Origin of the sequence: Winogradskyella sp. PE311 (genome assembly GCF_046545555.1) — a bacterium.
In the GTDB taxonomy this organism is placed as follows: Bacteria; Bacteroidota; Bacteroidia; order Flavobacteriales; family Flavobacteriaceae; genus Winogradskyella.
The window spans coordinates 1296099-1317194 of record NZ_JBHZTH010000001.1 but is presented as its reverse complement, the minus strand read 5'-3'; the positions used below and the strand labels follow the sequence as shown (position 1 = coordinate 1317194).

Sequence of the window (21096 nt, the reverse complement as noted above, 5' to 3'; positions counted from 1 at the left end):
TTTCATATTAAAACATCTTTTTTATTTATAGTGGTTATAAATAAGTTAAATGGATAGGCTGAGACATTAATAGTTATCTTTAAACACCGTTAGCTATTATTGGATATGATTAAATTATTTCGAAAATTCCGAAAAAAAACACTGAACGAAAACAAAACACAACGTTATTTTAAATATGCACTAGGCGAAATCATCCTTGTGGTTATTGGAATTTTAATTGCTCTTCAGATTAATACCTGGAATGAAAATCGCAAAGCTACAAATGAAGAGGTAAAAATTCTAACTGCTTTAAATAGTGATTTTGAAGACTCAAAAAAGAGAATTGAAGAAACTATGGTGATGCAAAATAAAGTTATGGACTATAGTCAAGTTTTAATAGACATTCATGAACGTCAAGACCCAAAAGATTTTGAATACTTAGATAAAAATTTAGATTCTTTAGATTACCTAATTAGCTATGGTACATCTTGGTATAGAGCAGAACCAGTTACAGGAGCCTACAAGTCTTTAATAAGCGCAGGGAAAATTGATTTAATTCAAAATGAAGATTTAAGGCATCTGTTAGCACAGTTTTCTGCAGATTTAGAATCTGGATTTGAAGATCATGAAATTTCAATGCAAATATTAGATAAACTCATAGACGATACGTCAGATTTTATTCTTAAAATAGCCAGTAACAAATTTAGAGATCGCTTGAATTATAAACCAAGACAAATTAAATCTGCTGAAATTTCTGAATCTTTTTTTTCAAAAAACCGTTATTTCGGGAATCTATATTTAAAATCCATATTAGAAGAAAATAGAATAACAAGACAACAATTAATGTTAGATCAAACAAATGCAATCTTATCTATTATAAACAAAGAGCTAAATAAAAAGTAGTATTATGCTTAGGCATAGATTTTGATTACCTTTATACACTACAGACTTTTAATGATGAAAAAGAACTTTTACAGCCTCCTATTACTTTTACTAATACCGACAATTTTAGTTTCTCAAGTTGAAGAAGTTGCTGCTCCAGATTTTATAAAAACAATTAAGTTTAAAAGTAATACCACCCAAGGTCAATTACCTATTTTAAGATTGGGTGAACCTTTAATTTTAGAATTTGATGCCCTTAACGCTAATGAAGAAGACTTTTATTATGTTATAGAACATTTTAATTTTGATTGGACTCCGTCTGTTTTAGCTAAAGGTGAATACTTAAAAGGCTTAGATAATCAACGCATCTTAGAATACTATAATTCGTTTAACACCTATCAAGTCTATTCGCATTACAAACTTCAAATACCAAATATTCAGACCCGAAAATTATTAAAAAGCGGAAATTATATGATTTCTATTTACGATGATTATGATGAACTCATGTTTAGTAGAAAATTTATGGTTTATGAAGATTTGGTTAATGTTGGTGCAAAAGTAAAACGCTCTAGAGACGTAAAAGTTATTGCGGAAAAACAATCTGTTGATTTAGTTATTGCCACAAATAGTATAAATTTTAATAATCCGCTTGAGACTATTAAAACTCTCATTATTCAGAATAATAATTTAAATACTTCTATTGATGACTTAAAACCACAATACACATTAGGAAATGAACTTATCTACAGGTATGATACCGAGTCTGCATTTTGGGGAGGTAATGAATACCTTTATTTTGAAAATAGGGATGTTAGAACTTCTAATATTGGTGTTCAATTTATTGATTTAAAAGACATTTATCAAAGTTACTTATTTACTAATTCACCTCGAACAGGAAGACCTTATACATATAATCCTGATTTAAACGGAAACTTTCAAATTACTGCAAATGAACGTGTAGAAAATATTGATATTGAAGCGGACTATACAATGGTTCATTTTTCTCTATTACAACCAGAATTAAAGGATAAAGACATTCACATCTATGGCAACTTCAATGCTTTTGCTATTGAACCATTAACTAAAATGTCATTTAATTCTGAAAGCGGTAAATACGAGACTAGTATGCGCCTAAAACAGGGTTTCTATAACTACAAGCATGTCGTTGTAGACAAAAAAACAGGTCAATTAGATGAAGGCGCCATAAGTGGTGACTATTGGCAAACCGAAAACAACTATAAAGTCTTGGTCTATTACAGAGATCTAGGAGCACGTTTCGATAGATTAATAGGTTATGGAGAGTCAACCTCAGTAAATATATCTAATTAATTCTGTAAGTTTTTTCACTATTTAGACTAAATTTCTTTTTAACTTACCATCTCAAATTTTTATTGAAATGCACAACGATATTGCCTTATTTTCTGAGTTATGCGACATTCTCTTTGATGCTGAAAAAAATCAACCGGTTGCTCAACCTATACCAACTTCAGAATTATTCGACAAATTAGACCTATCATTACAAGCCAATGGCTTAGTTGATAGTGATTTAAAAACAATTTTAAAACAAATCATAAAGCGTACACCAAAGACTGCTTCCAGATCATTTTTTAATCAATTATTTGGTGGCAGAATCGGCAAAGCAGCACTTGGAGATTTACTAGCTGTTATGTTTAACAATAGCATGTATACCTATAAAGTAGCAGGACCACAAGTTGGTATAGAAAAGAAAGTATTGGAGAATATTTGTGATTTAGCTGGCTACCCAAAAAACAGTGATGGTACATTTGCCCCAGGTGGTTCTATGAGTAACATGATGTCTTTGATTATGGCTAGAGACCATAAAAATGAATCAATTAGAACAGACGGAGTATTATCTAAAATGACTCTTTACACTTCTGAAGCTTCACACTATTCTATTTCAAAAAACGCTGCTTTAACAGGTATCGGCAGAAATCAAGTAAGACTTGTAAAGACTAATAAAAAAGGAGAAATGCAAGCAGATCATTTAGATACATTGATTAAAAAGGATTTGTCTAATGGTTTTGAACCCTTCTTTGTAAATGCTACCGCAGGTACAACTGTACTCGGAGCATTTGATAACATCAGTGAAATTAGCCTGGTCTGTAAAGCCCATAATTTATGGCTTCATGTAGATGGTGCATATTGTGGTGGAGTTATTTTTAGCCAAAACTACAAACACTTAATAAATGGATTAGAACACTCAGATTCATTTAGCGTTAATGCACATAAAATGCTTGGCACACCTCTGAGTTGCTCAATAATTATTACAAAACACAAAGCACAATTATATCATTCATTTTCTAATGAAGCTGATTATTTATACCAAACCGATGGTGATGATTTTAATTTAGGTAAAACATCAATGCAGTGCGGAAGACGTAATGATGCATTAAAAATATGGACCTTATGGAAGTCAGTTGGTACTAATGGTCTAGAAAAGATTGTAGACAAACAATTTGAAATGGCTCAAATAGCAATAGACTATATTAATAAAAATGAAGATTACACGTTATATAGTTTTAAAGACTCTATCTCAGTTTGTTTTAACTATAAGGGAATTTCTGCTAAAGAATTATGTACGGCATTATATGAAAATTCGGAATTAATGGTTGGGTTCGGTAAATTTAATGATATCGAATTTGTAAGGATGGTTACAATAAACAGTCTAATAGAGAAGGAGGATATACTTAGGTTTTTTAAAACCTTAGAAGTATTTGTAAATGAACATATGTTAAAATATGAGTCAATTGACCGAATTTAAAAGGTTCAATTCAAAAATAATGTTACTTTAGCATAGAATTATCAAGGATTAATGGTACAACAAGTTACAAGCGGGATTAAAATATCTGTAGAAACTAATTTTGAAGGTACATTTTATAAAAATTATAAAGTGCACTTTGCTTTTGGTTATAAAGTAACTATTGAAAACCAAAGTAAGGACTCTGTCCAACTCAACTCTAGACATTGGAAAATACTAGATGCTTTAAATAATGAAGAGATTGTTGAAGGTGAAGGTGTTATTGGTAAAAAGCCAGTTTTAAAACCTGGAGAGTCTCATACTTATAATTCTGGATGTTTGTTAACATCGCCTTTTGGAGCAATGCAAGGTCATTATAACATGGTGAATTTTACCAAAACTAATAAGTTTAAAGTTTATATTCCTTCTTTTAAATTAAGTGCTCCTTTTGCCCTTAATTAGCCTTTTAGGTTTTTTATAAAATCAAATTTATATGCTTTAGAATTTTGTTCTATTTGAAAGAACAAGCAGTTAGAGTAATGTACAAACTGATATTTTTTATTAATATCAAAACTCTCATCATTCACCATATAAATCCCATCGCAATCTATATTTCCATATGGCGAAATACGTCTAAATCTGTATTCTGATTTGCTGTCTAAACTATACAATTCAAACCAAGCACCAGCAGCTATACCACCAAGCCATTGTGCGTGCTCAGATTTATCATCATTCTCTTTCGGCTCTAGTGTTCCAACTAAACTAGGGTTATAACCTTTAAGCACATCTAAGAAAAGACGTCTATTTTCTTTACTGACCGAAGAATCAAATTCTTTAATGACTCCTTTATCAGAAACTACGTAAACAAAATTTTCTGTATCGGCAATTACCACATTACCAATTGTGCTTGGCGTAAACCACTTAGAGTTTTTTAAATGCTTTTTAATTTTCAAATCAGTTACCGAGGCAATTAAAGTATCAGTTACAAAGCGTGCACAATTGCAAGCGATTTTAGCGAAAGCTGCATATCTTATAAAACCCTGAGATTGCATATCAGCTATGTGAGTTCTTGCTAAATTGTAATTTGTTGTATTGCAAACTGAAGCATATAAATCACCATCACCATGTGTTAATTTGGGATGTGTTGCTAAGAATTTTAAAATCTCATCCAAGTTTTGAATTTTATCATTTTCTATTATAGCAGTAATTGGAAAATTTAATTCAAAATCTGTTTCTCTTCCACGTACTCTTCCATTTGGAGATGATGTTATGTAACGTCCGAAGTCATGATATTCTAAAACACCTGTTACTTTATTTATTAAGACCAAAGCAGCGTGGCCAGCTCTAACGTGCTTTTTATTTCCTACAAAAAGAAAACGTAAAAACCTAGAATACCACTCTTCTGCATGAGACACAATTGTTTCAGGATAAGCGAGGGTTAAAATAAATGCATCATTTTTTGACATACTACAATTGTCGAAATTCAGACGGCAACTTACAAAAAAATATAGATGTAATCTTCACACAACTATAACGTTTCTAATAAATAATTTCTTATAAATATTGTACCTTCGCATTTTCAAAATTTAAACTAAAAAACTAAATATATTATGGGAAAAGGATTCTTTAATGTGCCTATTGCAGTCAATGAGCCTGTGAAATCTTACGCACCTGGATCACCAGAACGTAAAGCAGTACAAGACACTTACAAAGCAATGTTTAATAGCAAAGTTGAAGTTCCTTTATACATTAACGGAGAGGCTATTAAAACAGGGAATACTAGAACGATGTCACCTCCACACGATCACCAACATAGTGTTGGCGAATACCACCTAGCAGAACAAAGTCATGTTGAAGATGCAATTACTACTGCATTAGAAGCACGTAAATCTTGGTCGCAAATGCCATGGGAACAACGTGCAGGTATTTTTTTAAAAGCTGCTGAATTAATTGCTGGTCCTTACAGAGCTAAGATTAATGCTGCAACAATGATTGCACAATCTAAAACAGTACATCAGGCTGAAATTGATGCGGCTTGTGAGTTTATAGATTTCTTACGATTTAATGTTCAGTTTATGACGGACATTTATATGGAACAACCAGAAAGTACCAGTGATGCATGGAACAGAGTTGAATACAGGCCTCTTGAAGGTTTTACTTATGCAGTTACACCTTTTAACTTTACTGCTATAGCCGGAAATTTACCAGCTTGCATGGCCTTAATGGGTAATGTTGTCGTTTGGAAACCAAGCGATAGCCAAGTCTATTCCGCAAAAGTAATTATGGATGTCTTTGAAGAAGCTGGTGTCCCAGCTGGCGTAATAAATGTTGTGTTTGGTGATCCTGTTATGATTACAAACACTGTTATGGCAAGTCCAGATTTTTCAGGATTACATTTTACGGGTTCTACATTTATCTTTAAAGAGTTATGGAAACAGATTGGAAACAATATTCATAACTATAAAACCTATCCTAAAATTGTTGGGGAAACGGGTGGAAAGGATTTTATTGTGGCTCACAAAACAGCAGACGCTAAACAAGTAGCAACAGCCATTGCTCGCGGTGCCTTTGAATTTCAAGGTCAAAAGTGTAGTGCAGCATCTAGGGCTTACATACCAAAGGGCATATGGGCAGATGTAAAGAACTATCTAATAGAGGATATTAAATCGTTTAAAATGGGTTCTCCTGAAGATATGAGCAATTTCATTACGGCTGTAATTCACGAAAGCTCTTTTGATAAATTAGCAAAATATATAGATGGCGCTAAGGCAGATAGTGATGCGGAAATTATAATTGGTGGTGGTTATGACAAATCTAAAGGTTATTTTATAGAACCTACAGTAATTGTTACTTCTAATCCTAAGTATACAACAATGTGCACTGAACTTTTTGGTCCTGTAATGACCATATACGTTTACGAAGACGATGCTTTCTCTGAGACATTAAAACTAGTGGACGAAACTAGTGAGTATGCATTAACGGGTGCTATAATATCTAGAGACCGCTATGCTGTTGAAGAGGCTACTAAAGCATTACAAAATTCAGCTGGCAACTTCTATATTAATGATAAACCTACTGGTGCTGTTGTTGGCCAACAGCCGTTTGGTGGTGCAAGAGCATCCGGAACAAATGACAAAGCCGGTAGCGCTCAAAACTTATTGCGTTGGGTTTCGCCAAGATTAATAAAAGAAACATTTGTAACACCAACAGATTACAGGTATCCTTTCTTAGGTTAAAAAATTTAAATTATGAAAAACTAAATCCTTAAGAGTAATACTTTTAAGGATTTTTTTTGCACTTAATAGAAATCAAAGTTAAATACCAAATATGATTATGTAAACTTTGTATCTTTCCATTAAATATTTCGAATCTACTGCTATGAAAAAAAAATACTTTTATACTTTATTAATGTTGCCTCTTTTTCTAACAGGCCAAGTCTTACCAATAACTTCAACTGAAGTATCCGATTTATCTGCTTATGGAGAAACTACAACTTATCCAGGTTTAGGTGAATATGAAATTTTTTTAAGTGCCGATAATATTCTTGACAAACCGATAATAGTTGTAGATGGATTTGACCCAGGAGATGTTAGAGATATTGCAGGTATTTATAGTTTACTCGATTTTACAGGAACTTCTGGAGATGATAATCTGGCAGACTTAGTTAGAGCTCAAGATTTTGATGTTGTAATTCTTAATTTTCCAGAATATTTAAGATTAAGTGACAACTCTTTATTAAATATAGACAATGTAGCTGATACCAATGGTGATATGATAATTGACGAAGCTGATTTTCCTGCAGGTAGCACTTTGGTAAATGGCGGGGCTGATTTCATTGAACGCAACGCTATGATATTAGTAGAGCTACTTGACGTAATTAATACTGCAAAAGCAACAAATAGCCCTGAGCAAAATGTGATTATCGGCCCAAGTATGGGAGGTTTAATTACTAGATATGCTTTAAACTATATGGAATCTGAAAATATAAATACAGATACGAGACTCTATATTTCATTTGATGTACCTCATCTTGGTGCCAACATACCTATTGGTTTGCAACATCAATTAAACTATTTAGCATTTAATGACACCAATCCTGTGCCAGAAGTACAGCCTATTATAGATGATCTTCTTAGGTCACCAGCATCACGACAATTACTAATAGATCATTTAGATGCGCATTTGGCAGATGGGAGTTTAGTTGAGTTTAATTCAACATTACCCGAACCTCATCCATTTAGGGTGACTTTTGACAGTAATATTAATAGCCTCACAACCGATGGATTCCCTCAAGGCACAAGAAATATTGCAATAATTAATGGTAGTGGTATTGGCAATCCTTATTTCGCTATGGGCGATAGCGGAACAACTGTTAGTAATGGATTTACAATAATTAGTACCGTAATACCTGTATCTGTACCAACGCCATTCGGTAATGTTGATATTGATGTAGAAATAGATGTAAATATGACTCCAGCTGCTGGATCACCTGCACAAGTAAGTCGTTTTTTCGCGCCAATTCCTGTTTTTCCAGATGTAGAATCTATTGCAAGTTCAGAGAGATTAAACTTTGATGGAGTTGACGCTGCACCAGGTGGATTATTTGATATTTCTGCATTAACTGGAGAGATTACTGCTGGTGGTGATTTAGCTGCAGATTTTCTTGCAGCATTAGAAATTGATAAATTTAGCTATATACCAGCAGTAAGTGCATTGGCATTAGAAATTACTAACGATGATATCGACTGGTTTCACAATATCGATTTAGCAGGAAGAGCTACGACAAATAACACGCCTTTTGACAATACATTTTTACCGGATAACAACGAACCACATGTTCAATTAACACAGAATAATGTAACTTTTGCTTTAGATGAAATCTTTAATCCTGTATTAGGAATCAGTAATAATGAGAAACTTCAATTTAAGTTAGAAAAGAATCCTATTGACAATGAAATAGTTTTAATCTCTAACAATAACTCTAATGCAACCGTAAATGTTATTGATATTACCGGTAAAATTGTATTTAGCAGCACACAGGTTATTTCTAATAGAACAACAATTCCTGTTAATTTAAATTCAGGTTTTTATTTGCTAAATATTACTAGTGAAAATAATACTAGTTTTGCGGCTAAGTTCTTAGTTAAATAGATGTTTTGAATAAAAAAGCCCTTCTTTCGAGGGGCTATTTTTTATTTATGTTTTAAAGGTAAATAAATAACTTTTTTAGTTTCAAAAAAATCTTCTTCAAAATAATCAGATAATAAAAACGCCTTTACTGTTTTGTATTGTTTTAATTCCTCCGTTAAATCTCCACCTTTAAGATAAAGTACACCATTCTTAATTTTATTTTGTTGCTTTTTAGATATTTTACCTTTAATCCATTTTGTAAATTCTGGCATAGCCGTAACTGCTCTACTCACAATAAAATCATACGTCTCGTCAATGGCTTCAACTCTGCTATGGGTTGTTTTAATATTTGTCAGTTTTATTGATTCAGCCACTGCATTTATAACCTTAAGCTTCTTATTTATGCTATCGACTAAATGAAAGTGACAATTAGGAAATAAAATAGCTAAAGGTATACCTGGAAAACCACCACCTGTTCCAACATCTAGTATTGAAGAATTATCTTCAAAGGAAATAACCTTAGCGATAGCTAAAGAGTGTAAGACATGTCTCAGGTATAATTCATCAATATCCTTACGCGAAACTACATTAATCTTAGTATTCCAATCTTTATATAAACATTCTAAAGCTTTAAACTGACTAATCTGAATATCTGTTAAATTTGGAAAATATTTAAGGATTAACTCCATAACTTTATTTTTTGCCAAAAATACTTAATTTTAACATGTATAATTTATCGTATTCTCATATGTTCGATTTTAATTATTAACTATCTTTGGCACAGTCATAATGTTTTTTAATCCCTTACGTTATATCTAAAAAAATCTGATTAATGGCAAAACAAACCTTAAAATTCTCAAGAACGGATTCGGCTAAGTTCTTTAAAACTCTGAATAAACGAGTAAACAACTACTTTAAAGAAAACAATATCAAAAAAACCGGTAACTGGAAACTATATATTAAAGCTATAATAATGTTTACATTATTACTTGGACCTTTAGTTATTTTGCTAACTGTAGATGTACCCACATGGCTTCAAATTATATCTATGATGGTTATTGGAATAGGTATGGCTGGAGTTGGTATGAATGTAATGCATGATGCAAATCATGGTTCTTTCTCTAGTAAAAAGTGGGTTAATAAACTTATGGGAAGTAGCATACATATATTAGCTGGAAATGATTACAACTGGAAAGTACAACATAACGTTTTGCATCACACATACACTAACATTCAAGGCCATGATGAAGATATAGATGCGGGAAGAATTATTCGTTTTTCTAAACATGCAAAATGGTTGAAAATTCATAAGTATCAAAAATATTATGCCTTCTTATTATACGGTCTATTGACTGTTAATTGGGCAATTACAACAGATTTCAAACAAACTTACCAATACCTTAAAAGAAAATTATCCTATGGTGATTTCCCAAATCCCGCTACACAGTGGACCAAATTAATAATAGGTAAAATACTATATTACTCAATCTGGGTAGTTCTACCTTTAGCTTTAGGTTATGCATGGTGGCAAGTATTAATTGGTTTTCTAATTATGCATTATACAGCAGGTATGATTCTAAGTGTAATTTTTCAACTTGCGCATGTAATGCCAAATACAGATATGCCGTTACCAGATGAAAATGGTAATATGAAAAACACTTGGGCTATTCACCAATTATTTACAACGTCTAATTTTTCACCTAAAAGTTGGATTGTAGAATTTTATACTGGTGGTTTAAACAGACAAGTTGAGCATCATTTATTCTCAAATATCAGCCATGTACATTATAAAAACATAGCTAAAATAGTAAGAGAAACTGCCCACGAGTTTAGTTTGCCATATAACGAATATAATTCTATTTGGACAGCTATTTCTGAGCATTATCAGCAACTTAAAGAATTAGGCAAAAAGCCAAGTATGGCATAATGCAATGGCATATTTAATATAACTGATTACCATGAACCAACTTTCAGATAGAATTAATAATCTATCGACTTCAGCAACCCTTGCCATGGCAGCAAAAGCCAGAGAGCTTAGAGCAGAGGGAAAAGATATTATTGGACTAAGTTTAGGGGAACCTGACTTTAATACACCCGATTTTGTTAAAGACGCAGCTATTAAAGCTGTAAACGAAAATTACAATAGTTACACACCTGTAGATGGTTATGCAGACCTTAAGGATGCGATAATCACAAAGTTTCAACGCGATAATAATCTCAGTTACAAGCTACCTCAAATCGTTGTTTCAACAGGAGCAAAACAAGCACTATTTAATATTGCCTCTGTAATGCTTAATGATGGTGATGAAGTTATTTTACCTTGTCCATACTGGGTCAGTTACAGCGATATTGTAAAATTAAATGGCGGTGTACCAGTAGAAGTAAAAACAGATATTCAGAATGATTTTAAGATGACAGCTGAACAGCTTGAAGCGTCGATTACACCAAATACTAAAATGATTTGGTACAGTTCTCCATGTAATCCTAGTGGGTCTGTTTACAGTAAGGATGAATTAAGAGCGTTAGCTGATGTTTTAATAAAATATCCAAATATTTATGTTGTTTCGGATGAAATTTATGAACATATTAATTTCATTGGTGGTCATTATAGTATGGCGCAATTTGAAGATATGTACGACAGAACGATCACTGTAAATGGAGTATCTAAAGCGTTTGCAATGACGGGCTGGAGAATTGGATATATTGGAGCACCCGATTGGATCGCAAGAGCTTGTAACAAAATGCAAGGTCAAGTCACCAGTGGAGCAAATTGCATAGCGCAGCGTGCAGTAATTGCAGCTCTAGAAGCACCTGCCTCTAGCGTGCAATATATGGTTGATGAATTTAAAACGCGACGTAAACTTATATTGGGTCTATTAGAAGAGATTGAAGGGTTTAAAACCAACGAACCTGAAGGGGCATTTTATGTATTTCCTAACATATCCGCTTATTTTGGTAAAACAATAAAAGGTAAAACTATTAATGATGCCTCTGATATGTCTTTATTTTTATTAGAAGAAGCACTTGTTGCTACTGTAACTGGTGAAGCTTTTGGTAATCCAGAATGTATACGAATTTCTTATGCAGCGTCGCAAGACAATATTATTGAGGCAATTAAAAGGATAAAACTAGCGTTAAGTTAGTATCAATTTTATCAATCGCCTTTATTTAAAAAAGCTATAACACAACTTTTGTGTTATAGCTTTTTCATTATGATGCAAAAAGCATCCAAACCAAAGCGATTATTATTACAATTGACAACCCAATTATTTTTATCCAGAGTAATTGATTTTCTTTTTTAAGTTTCTGTCTTATATCTCTTAATTGTTTAGGAGATGCTTTAGGGAAGTTATATTCAGGTTTTCTATTTTTTCCATAACCACCTAGACGATTAACAAACTTATCGCGTTGAGCTAGTTGTTTCCTGTTGTAATTGATAATATTTATTGAATTTGATGGCATAATTTCTTGGTTTTAAAATTAGATATAAGAGGTTACCATCATCCAAATTAATTGAGCGTTAACATAAATAAAAGGCACTCTTTAAAAGTGCCAGTTAAAAGATCAGAATATGTGGTTTTTAAATTCTAAAATATGGCAACTAACACCATGGCAAAAACAGATAATTTTAAAATTACAGCTGTATGGTTCACCATATATAATTGAGAAGATTTTATGCGTTGTCTAATTCCAAATATTGATTTTGTAGTTGACTTGCTAAAGTTCTGCTTTACAACTGATTTGTAATTAGAGTTTAATAATCCTTGAGTTGTAAAATGATTTACCGCAATGGGTTCTGGTAATGTTTCTAAATTTTGATTTAATACTAATTCCATGATTGATATATTTAATTGGTTATGCTTATAAGACGTTCAATAATTAAAAATGTTACACTCTGTGTTTCAACTATATCGGGAGTTTACACCGTAAAACCCAAAAAATACCAGTAGAAATATAGGCCAGCTAAAATTCAAAATATTTTTAAAAAAACTTAAAAATTTAATTATTTGTCTTTTTTAAATACCAGATTGAGATCAAATTGTAATAAGATACTATGCGATTTTGCCAAATTTTGATATTCGAGAAGATTATCTACCAAAAGATAAAATTTTAAAGACCCAATATCTGGAGAAATACAAAATCTAATGTTATGTTGTAAAATGAGACAATAAACCGGCCATTACTTTGAGATGTACTAAGGTTACTTAAAATAGATTGTGGTATATCAGCTAGACCAGATAGAATTTGTCTATTTTGAGTAAACAGATTTTACTATAAACAGATGAAATAAAATAAGCCTTTGAGTTTTTGAACTTATGAATTAGCATAATTATTTCATTATTATATACTTATGCAACGTATTAAACAAAAAAACTATTGCTGTTTATCGATTTCTCCAGAAAAAAGGGGTCAATAATATTAGAATTGTGAATAATTCAAGTCGTCCAAGGAGCATTAAAAACGAAGCCCACCATTTACCTAAAGATGGCAAAGACGCATAGTTATTTACTGGTCCAAAATCACCAAGAGCAGGTCCGACATTACCAAGACTAGATGCAGAAAGACCAATTGCCGAAACAAAGTCAATTTTCATCATAGAAAAGACAAGAGCACCAACTATAAAAGACAACATATAAAGTATAAAGAATCCTAATATATTGAACACAATATCTTTTGAGACAGATTTTGTATTGTAGCGTACAGGTAAAATTGCATTTGGATGTAATGCTCGTTTGAACTCTAAGAATCCATTCTTAATTAAGATTAAATGTCTTACTACTTTTACACCACCCGACGTGCTACCTGCTGAACCACCTAAAAACATTAGTCCAAAAAAGAAAACCATAAGAAAGGGTGTCCACATTGTGTAATCTGCCGTAACAAATCCTGTAGTAGTAACTATGGCTAAGACCTGAAACAAACCATGTCTAATTGCACTTTCTCCTTCACCAAAGACCATAGGATGTGCTATAGAAGATTGAGAAACATCTGCTTTAAAGTAAATTAGAAGTGCTGCTATAGTTGTAAATATTGCTATAAATTTAAAGTAAAGTTTAAATTCGTCATCCTTAACAATCTTTAGTACATTACCCTTAAAGAGGTAGTAACTTAAAACAAAGTTTGTACCAGCTAAAAACATAAAAAATATTATGATATATTGAATGGCTGGACTATCATTCCAAAAGGCAATACTAGCATTTTTCGTAGAAAAACCGCCTGTTGACAAGGTACTTAATGCATGATTTATTGCGTCAAAAAATGACATACCTGCAACTTGTAGTAAGATAGTTTCAGCCACAGTATAACCGAAATAAATTAGCCATAAACGCTTAGCAGTATCTGTTATTCTAGGGTGTAATTTATCACCACCAGGTCCAGGAGCTTCTGCAGCAAAAAGTTGCATTCCTCCTACACCGAGCAATGGCAAAATGGCAATAGCTAAAACAATAATTCCCATGCCACCAATCCAATGTGTCGTACTTCTCCAAAATAACACACCTTCCGGAATAACTTCTATATCATTTAGTATGCTAGCTCCAGTAGTAGTATAACCTGACATGGTCTCAAAAAATGCGTCTGTAAAGGATGGGATTGCTTCAGTAGTTAGGTAAGGTAATGTTCCTGTCAGAGACATCACTATCCAGCCAAATGCAACCACAATATAACCCTCGCGTTTATTCATTTCTTTGCGATGGTTCTTAGTTAAAATCATAGCTAATACACCTAATAAAAGCGTAACTAAACTTGCAGAAAGTAGGTTTAAGGTTTCCCCGTCTTTATAAATTAAGCTAATTAAAGTAGCGATCATCATAAAACCACCATTAAACAACAATAACAGCCCAAAGAAATGAAAAATGATTTTATAATTTAAATGCATTCGCGACATAATGTACACTTACTAAGAGAAAAATGCTTCAACTTCAGATATAGAACGTGGTAGACAACATACAACGACACGATCACCAGATTCAATTTTAAAACTACCCAAAGGAATTAGACCAATACCATCTCTAATAACACCACCAAAAATAGCAGATCTAGGAAAATTTAAATCCTTAATTAACTTATTTGTAATTTTTGAATGTGGTTTTACTACAAACTCTAAAAGTTCTGCATTCATATTGGTAAGCTTAGTCATAGCTACTACTTCCCCTTTCCTTATATATCTAAATATATTATTTGCTGCTAAAAGTTTCTTATTAATTAATGTGTCTATTCCTATAGACTGAGAGAGTTGATAATAATCCATATTTTCAACTAATGCAATTGTCTTTTTAACTCCTTTTGATTTGGCGAGCAAACATGACATTATATTGGTTTCCGAATTACCTGTTACTGAAATAAAAGCATCTGTATCAGAAATATTTTCTTCTTGTAATATTTCTACGTTTCTGCCATCACCACAAATAACCAAGGCATTTGGTAATCTATCCGCTAAATCTTCAGCTACACCTTTTTTGCCTTCAACCAACTTTACATTAAACTTACTTGCACACAGATCTCTTGCCGTCTTATACCCAATCTTACTGCCACCTAGTATCATTACACTTTTTATATCTACTTTAACCTTTCCCGAAAGGTCAAACAATTCTTCATCCCCTCCTTTGGAGGTCATAAAGACAACATTATCACCTTCTTTAAATTGTGTATCTCCTCTTGGTATTATGGTATATTGTGTACCATAGCGCTGCACTGCAATTGGAATAAAATGTAACTCTGGATATATATCTGCTGCTTCCTTTACCGTTTTACCCACAAACGTAGCTGTCCTAGATAGGCGCAAACTTAACATTGTCAATGCACCACCTTCAAATTCATAGGTATCATTAAAACCATATTGATTAAGTAGTAACTCAATTTCTGAAGCAGCTAAAGATTCTGGAGAAATTAATTCATCAATCCCAAACTGAGAGAATCCAATGGTTTCTTTTTCGTCAATAAATTCTGTATTAGAAATACGGGCTATAGTTCGTTTCGCTCCGAGTTGCTTGGCCAAAACACAGGCCGTAATATTTGTAGTTTCTGAAGACGTCACTGCTATAAATAAAGCGGCTGTATCAATTCTAGCTTCTCTCAAAATAGATATTGAAGTGGCGTCCCCTTTTATAGTTTTAATATCTAAATGCTCTCCTGCATAAGTAAGACTATCTTTCTTTGTATCTATTAGCGTTATCTCTTGAGACTCGTAAGATAATAATTTAGCTAAATGAAATCCTACCTCTCCTGCACCTGCGATAATTATCTTCATTGTTTATTATTAAAATAGACATGCAAATATACTAAGAACTTACAAGTGTAACTAAAGTTAAATACTAAGAAGTGCTTAAAGTGATTAAAGTTGAAGAAAACGAGAGTCTTCTTAACTTTAAACGTCTTACAGCTTTAAGTACTTATAACTAATCAGTATATTTGCAAAAAAATTTTCATGGCTGAAAAAGTTAAACCATATAAGAATAGTGAAGCTTCTAAAAAGGCTCAAGTAACAGAGATGTTCGATACTATCTCTAAAGAATATGATGGCCTAAATCGTGTAATTTCCTTCGGTATTGATGTAAAATGGAGAAATAAAGTAGTTAAACTTGTTTCTGAAAAGAGTCCGGGAAATATTTTAGATATAGCAACAGGTACGGGTGATTTAGCAATTAATTTAACTTCTACAAGCGCTAAAGAAATTATTGGTTTAGACATTAGCGATGGCATGTTGGAAGTAGGAAGACAAAAAATAAAATCCAAAAGCTTAGACGGAATTATATCTATGGTCATTGGCGACTCTGAAGATTTACCTTTTGGTGATAATACTTTTGATGCTATAACAGTTGCTTTTGGAGTTAGAAATTTTGAAAATTTAGAGAAAGGGCTGGCCGAAATACTACGCGTATTAAAACCCAGCGGTATATTTGTAATTTTAGAGACCTCAGTACCTACAAATCCTATTTACAAATTTGGCTACAATACATATTCTAAATTTATATTACCAGCTATTGGTAAAATATTCTCAAAAGATAGAGTCGCTTATAAATATTTAAGTGAATCGGCTTCGGTTTTCCCTTATGGTGAAGTTTTAAACAATATTTTAAGAAAAATTGGGTTTATAAATGTCGAAGACAAACCACAAACTATGGGTGTGGCAACAATATATACAGCATCTAAAGGGTAATATGAAAAAAATCATAATCATTTTAGCATTTTTATTGGCATTTCAAAATGGATCTGCTCAATTATTCACTAATGAGAAAGTAGCGAACAACATTGATAATATTGATCAAAAGCGCTTATCCTGGGGCTATTTTCTTGGTTTTAATCAATATGACTTTAAATTTAATTATAACGAAGATTTAAAAGATATTCTCGTGGATGACTCCTTTGGGTTTCATCTAGGTCTTGTTGGTGATATGCGTATTAATGATTTTATGAATCTTAGACTAGAGCCTGGTGTTTTCTTTACAACACGTAATTTACGTTATGATGAAAGTTATTTCAACGGAACAGAATTTAATGATGCTGACTTATTAAGAGAGGTAAAATCTACATATATACATGTCCCTTTACTATTGAAAATTTCTACAAAACGCATAAATAATTTTAAGCCTTTTATTCTTGGTGGTTTTTCAACAGCATTAAATCTATCTAGCAATCAAGATAATCCTGACGATAATAGTTCTGGTGAATTTAGAATGAAAAAAGGCACCTTTTTTTATGAACTTGGATTTGGTATAGATCTTTACCTTCTATACTTTAAATTTACACCATCAATACGTGCTATTTTTGCTTTTAATGATGAGATAATTAGAGATACCGATCCTAATAGTCCATGGACAGGCAACATAGCAAAAATGCAAACTAGAGGTGTTTTTATAAACTTTACATTTCAATAGAACGACGCTTAAATTCACTTAAAACAATCGCAGCCGCATTAGCTACGTTTAAACTTTCGGTTTCTTTAATCGTTCCAAACTGCGGTATAGTTAATTTCTTAGTTATTTTCTTCTGAATTTGTTCAGATATTCCATTGGCTTCATTACCCAAAATTATTACTCCTTTATCTATCAAATTAGATGAATAAATATTTTCCCCTTCCATAAAAGTGCCAAAAATAGTTCTACACTGATTATCTATAAAATCTTCTAAATTTAAATAAGTAATATTAACACGTGTCAAAGAACCCATACTTGCTTGTACAACTTTTGAATTATAACAGTCTACGGTGTTACTACTACAGACTATATCTGAAACACCATACCAATCACAAAGTCTAATTATAGTGCCTAGATTACCTGGATCTCTAACATCATCTAATGCTATTATTAACCCTTCAGTATCTACCTTTAACGACTCCGGAATCTTAAAAAGAGCCAATGCTGTATTTGGATTTTTCAAAGAAGAAATACGTTGTAGCTCAGATGCGTTAACAACAATTACCTGAGATTCTGGCGCATTAAATTTAGTCTTTGTTGTATAAAGTGATTCTAACTCAAAGTGAGAGTTTAAAAACTCTTCAATGCCTTTTATACCTTCTACCGAAAATAAGCCAAGTTGTTGCCTATACTTTTTTTGAGATAAACTTTTAATTAACTTTATTTGATTCTTTGATAACATTAAAATGTCTTTACATTTGTTAGCGTTATTACAAAGTAAACCTTTTTTGGACTAATTTTTGTTTATAACATTCAATATCAAAAAAATTATAGAGCTTTTGAGACTGCCATACCGCATCTTATCATCAATTAATAATTACAAGCCTTCTTGTTATATATTGATTTTTGCAGCTATTCTTTTTGTCTTAAGCTCATGTAACGTTGTAAAACGCGTAAAGGATAACGAGCATTTAATTACAAAAAATACCATCATTGAAGATGGAAAGGTTAATACAGAAGAACGGGTAAATAACATCATTATTCAAAAAACAAATCTTGGTATAGATGGCTTTTTAGGGTTTCCGCTGCGTCTCCATGTTTATAATCTTGCGCGACCAAATATAGATTCCATACTTCAAGCGAAGGTATTAAGTGATACTTCTAAAATAAAGTGGAAAACGGCTTTACTTTCAAGAAAACAATTTGATAAAGAAATACAATCGAGGAAAAATTTTAATAGCTGGTTAAAACGCACTGGTGAAGCACCAAGAATACTTAATGAAGAGAAAACAATTAAAACCGTAAATAATTTTAGAAAATATTATTACAGTAAAGGTTGGTTTGATAATAAGGTAGATTATGAAATAGTAAGAGATAGCAATAAACGTGCAAAAATCACATATAAAGTAACAAAAAATAAGCCTTACGTTTTAGATTCTTTAAAACCTATAATTAGTAGTCCCGAGATTGATACACTCTATAAAATATTCAGTAAGTCATCTTTACTAAAAAAGGGCGAGCAATATGATGAACAAAATTATACGAAGGAGCGCGAACGTATAAATAACTATTTACGAAATGCAGGTTTCTACTATTTTGGGCAAGACTATATTAGATTTATAACAGATACAATAGGTACTAATCATAAGATAAATACAGAATTAATTATAGACAATCGTTCGATCAGAGGAGATGATTCTACGGCTATTGTACCATTTAAAAAATACAAAATAAAGGAAGTTAATATCTATACTGACGATAATTTTGAAAACCGGTTTAAAGCCATATCAGATACAACGACTTTTAAAAACTACAATCTTTATAGTAAAGACAAATTAAGATTTAGACCAAGAGCGCTTACTGATGCAATTTTCATTAATAAAGGAGATAATTATAGTGATTTAGCACGTAGTAGAACATCACGATATCTAAATGACCTTCAAATGTTTAGATATCCAAGTATTGACTATGTTGAAAATGAAACTGATACTACTTTAACGGCTAACATCTATTTAGAGCGTAGAAAAAAATATCAATTAGGTCTAGATTTCGATGCGAGTATCAGTAATATACAAAGTATAGGTTTTTCAGTTACGCCGGGTTTGAAAATAAGAAATGTATTTAGAGGTGCTGAAACTTTAGAGATTAGCGGTATTGCAGCTATTGGTGCTTCAAAAGACAGAGCCGATGATGTTAGTACCTTCTTTGATATTAATGAATTTGGTGGTAATATTAGATTAACTATACCTCGATTATTTACCCCATTTAAAACTGATAGTATTATACCAAAATACATGGCGCCTAGCACTGCAATAAATCTTTCTGCGACAAGTCAGCAAAATATAGGTTTAGATAAGCAAACGATTTCTGGTCTATTAAGTTACAATTGGCAACCGTCAAAAACTGTTACAAACACCTTAGAACTTTTTAATGTTCAGTTTGTAAAAAATCTTAATACGAGTAATTATTTTGGAGTGTACTCTAATTCTTTTAGAAGACTAGATGATATTGCGCGAGATATTGGCTATATAACAGAAAACGAAACACTTGCAGCACCACCAGGACAACCTAATAGGTTCCGTGATGCAGATATATTTATTAATGATGTGATAGGCGGCAACACTACTTTAAACACTGAAGACAATGACTTCATTGTTGTTAATAATATTGATGAACGAAAGCAACGACTAACTGAAAATAACCTTATTTTTTCCACAAGTTTTGACTATAAAAAAGATAAAAGAACAAACATTTTTGATAATGATTTTTCAATATTTAAATGGCGTATAGAATTAGCAGGTAATTTTCTTTCTACGTTATCAGATGTTATAGGATCTACAAAAAATGAAAACGGCAATAACGAAGTATTTGGAGTTGCATTTTCGCAGTATTTTAAAACTGAGATTGATTATGTAAAGTATTTTCATTTAGGTAGAAAAAGTGTTTTTGCCTTTAGAAGTTATGCTGGTATTGCAATACCTTACGGCAACTCTAATAGCATTCCGTTTGCAGAAAGTTTCTTTGGTGGTGGCCCTAATGATAACAGAGCATGGACTGCCTATAATTTAGGACCTGGAAGTTCTAATACTACAAATGAATTTAATGAAGCTAACTTTAAAATACACATTAGTGCAGAACAACGATTTGGGCTTTTTGGAGGTTTTAGAGGAGCTCTATTTGTGGATGCTGGTAATATTTGGAATGTATTAGATAATGTAGAAGATGAAGCTGCAACATTTACTAATTTTAGTTCCTTAAAAGATATTGCTGTAGGTTCTGGGTTTGGTATCCGTTACGACTTCAACTTCTTCGTATTGAGGTTTGATACTGGTTTTAAAACCTATGACCCATCACAAATTGAAGGCAATAGATGGTTTAGAGATTATAACTTTAGAAATGCTGTTTACAATATCGGTATAAATTATCCATTTTAAAAAAAATTAATCGCATAATACTACATCGTTTTCGGCAACTTTTGCCCTATTTATCTTG

General features: G+C 32.1%; 18 protein-coding genes. 11 read left to right on the top strand and 7 right to left on the bottom strand.

Going from position 1 to position 21096, the window contains the following annotated elements:
• Window positions 1-105 precede the first annotated feature (105 nt).
• From ACFWU4_RS05520 to apaG, 4 genes are all read left to right on the top strand, one after another.
• Window positions 106-882: a DUF6090 family protein gene (locus ACFWU4_RS05520; protein ID WP_411125671.1), complete on the top strand. Its 777-nt coding sequence runs from the start codon at window positions 106-108 to the stop codon at window positions 880-882.
• A 51-nt stretch (window positions 883-933) separates the two neighbouring features.
• Entirely contained in the window at window positions 934-2190 is a 1257-nt protein-coding gene (locus ACFWU4_RS05515; RefSeq protein ID WP_411125669.1) for a DUF5103 domain-containing protein, read from the top strand.
• 67 nt (window positions 2191-2257) lie between these two features.
• Window positions 2258-3643, top strand: a complete 1386-nt coding sequence (locus ACFWU4_RS05510) for a pyridoxal phosphate-dependent decarboxylase family protein (RefSeq protein WP_411125668.1) — start codon at window positions 2258-2260, stop codon at window positions 3641-3643.
• A 51-nt stretch (window positions 3644-3694) separates the two neighbouring features.
• Complete coding sequence (gene apaG, locus ACFWU4_RS05505) at window positions 3695-4081, top strand: Co2+/Mg2+ efflux protein ApaG (RefSeq protein WP_411125666.1); 387 nt, start codon at window positions 3695-3697, stop codon at window positions 4079-4081.
• Here apaG and ACFWU4_RS05500 read toward each other — a convergent pair.
• Window positions 4078-5085, bottom strand: a complete 1008-nt coding sequence (locus ACFWU4_RS05500) for a DUF6695 family protein (RefSeq protein ID WP_411125665.1) — start codon at window positions 5083-5085, stop codon at window positions 4078-4080. The genes apaG and ACFWU4_RS05500 overlap by 4 nt on opposite strands.
• Before the next feature lie 144 nt (window positions 5086-5229).
• Here ACFWU4_RS05500 and pruA point away from each other — a divergent pair, with 144 nt between their 5' ends.
• Together pruA and ACFWU4_RS05490 are read left to right on the top strand one after the other, a co-directional pair.
• Window positions 5230-6855 (top strand): L-glutamate gamma-semialdehyde dehydrogenase, encoded by a 1626-nt coding sequence (pruA, locus tag ACFWU4_RS05495; RefSeq protein WP_411125664.1) that lies wholly within the window; start codon window positions 5230-5232, stop codon window positions 6853-6855.
• A 142-nt stretch (window positions 6856-6997) separates the two neighbouring features.
• On the top strand, window positions 6998-8770 hold the full coding sequence (locus ACFWU4_RS05490; RefSeq protein WP_411125662.1) for a T9SS type A sorting domain-containing protein: 1773 nt from the start codon (window positions 6998-7000) through the stop codon (window positions 8768-8770).
• A gap of 41 nt (window positions 8771-8811) precedes the next feature.
• Here ACFWU4_RS05490 and rsmG read toward each other — a convergent pair whose 3' ends face one another.
• The gene (rsmG, locus tag ACFWU4_RS05485; RefSeq protein WP_411127232.1) at window positions 8812-9438 is read right to left on the bottom strand and encodes a 16S rRNA (guanine(527)-N(7))-methyltransferase RsmG; all 627 of its coding nucleotides are present in this window, start codon (window positions 9436-9438) and stop codon (window positions 8812-8814) included.
• Between the two features lie 143 nt (window positions 9439-9581).
• On the opposite strand from rsmG, the gene ACFWU4_RS05480 reads away from it, so the two are divergent.
• On the top strand, window positions 9582-10676 hold the full coding sequence (locus tag ACFWU4_RS05480; protein ID WP_411125660.1) for a fatty acid desaturase family protein: 1095 nt from the start codon (window positions 9582-9584) through the stop codon (window positions 10674-10676).
• A 31-nt stretch (window positions 10677-10707) separates the two neighbouring features.
• Window positions 10708-11892, top strand: coding sequence for a pyridoxal phosphate-dependent aminotransferase (locus ACFWU4_RS05475; RefSeq protein ID WP_411125658.1), 1185 nt, complete (start codon window positions 10708-10710; stop codon window positions 11890-11892).
• Between the two features lie 67 nt (window positions 11893-11959).
• Here ACFWU4_RS05475 and ACFWU4_RS05470 read toward each other — a convergent pair whose 3' ends face one another.
• The 4 genes from ACFWU4_RS05470 to trkA form a co-directional block, all read right to left on the bottom strand.
• Window positions 11960-12211 carry a hypothetical protein gene (locus tag ACFWU4_RS05470; RefSeq protein WP_411125656.1) on the bottom strand — a complete coding sequence of 84 codons (252 nt, stop codon included), beginning with the start codon at window positions 12209-12211 and terminating at the stop codon, window positions 11960-11962.
• Window positions 12212-12336: 125 nt separating this feature from the next.
• Window positions 12337-12585, bottom strand: a complete 249-nt coding sequence (locus ACFWU4_RS05465; protein ID WP_411125654.1) for a hypothetical protein — start codon at window positions 12583-12585, stop codon at window positions 12337-12339.
• Window positions 12586-13133: 548 nt separating this feature from the next.
• Window positions 13134-14627 (bottom strand): TrkH family potassium uptake protein, encoded by a 1494-nt coding sequence (locus tag ACFWU4_RS05460; RefSeq protein WP_411125652.1) that lies wholly within the window; start codon window positions 14625-14627, stop codon window positions 13134-13136.
• Window positions 14628-14648: 21 nt separating this feature from the next.
• The gene (gene trkA, locus ACFWU4_RS05455; protein ID WP_411125651.1) at window positions 14649-15998 is read right to left on the bottom strand and encodes a Trk system potassium transporter TrkA; all 1350 of its coding nucleotides are present in this window, start codon (window positions 15996-15998) and stop codon (window positions 14649-14651) included.
• Window positions 15999-16175: 177 nt separating this feature from the next.
• Here trkA and ubiE point away from each other — a divergent pair, with 177 nt between their 5' ends.
• Both ubiE and ACFWU4_RS05445 read left to right on the top strand, forming a co-directional pair.
• Window positions 16176-16907: a bifunctional demethylmenaquinone methyltransferase/2-methoxy-6-polyprenyl-1,4-benzoquinol methylase UbiE gene (gene ubiE / locus ACFWU4_RS05450; RefSeq protein WP_411125649.1), complete on the top strand. Its 732-nt coding sequence runs from the start codon at window positions 16176-16178 to the stop codon at window positions 16905-16907.
• Window position 16908: 1 nt separating this feature from the next.
• Window positions 16909-17625, top strand: coding sequence for a porin family protein (locus ACFWU4_RS05445; protein ID WP_411125647.1), 717 nt, complete (start codon window positions 16909-16911; stop codon window positions 17623-17625).
• Here the strand turns inward: ACFWU4_RS05445 and ACFWU4_RS05440 are convergent.
• Window positions 17612-18346 (bottom strand): TrmH family RNA methyltransferase, encoded by a 735-nt coding sequence (locus ACFWU4_RS05440; RefSeq protein ID WP_411125645.1) that lies wholly within the window; start codon window positions 18344-18346, stop codon window positions 17612-17614. The genes ACFWU4_RS05445 and ACFWU4_RS05440 overlap by 14 nt on opposite strands.
• 97 nt (window positions 18347-18443) lie before the next feature.
• Between ACFWU4_RS05440 and ACFWU4_RS05435 the strand changes: the two genes are divergently transcribed.
• Complete coding sequence (locus tag ACFWU4_RS05435) at window positions 18444-21038, top strand: BamA/TamA family outer membrane protein (RefSeq protein WP_411125643.1); 2595 nt, start codon at window positions 18444-18446, stop codon at window positions 21036-21038.
• The last annotated feature ends 58 nt before the right edge of the window (window positions 21039-21096 follow it).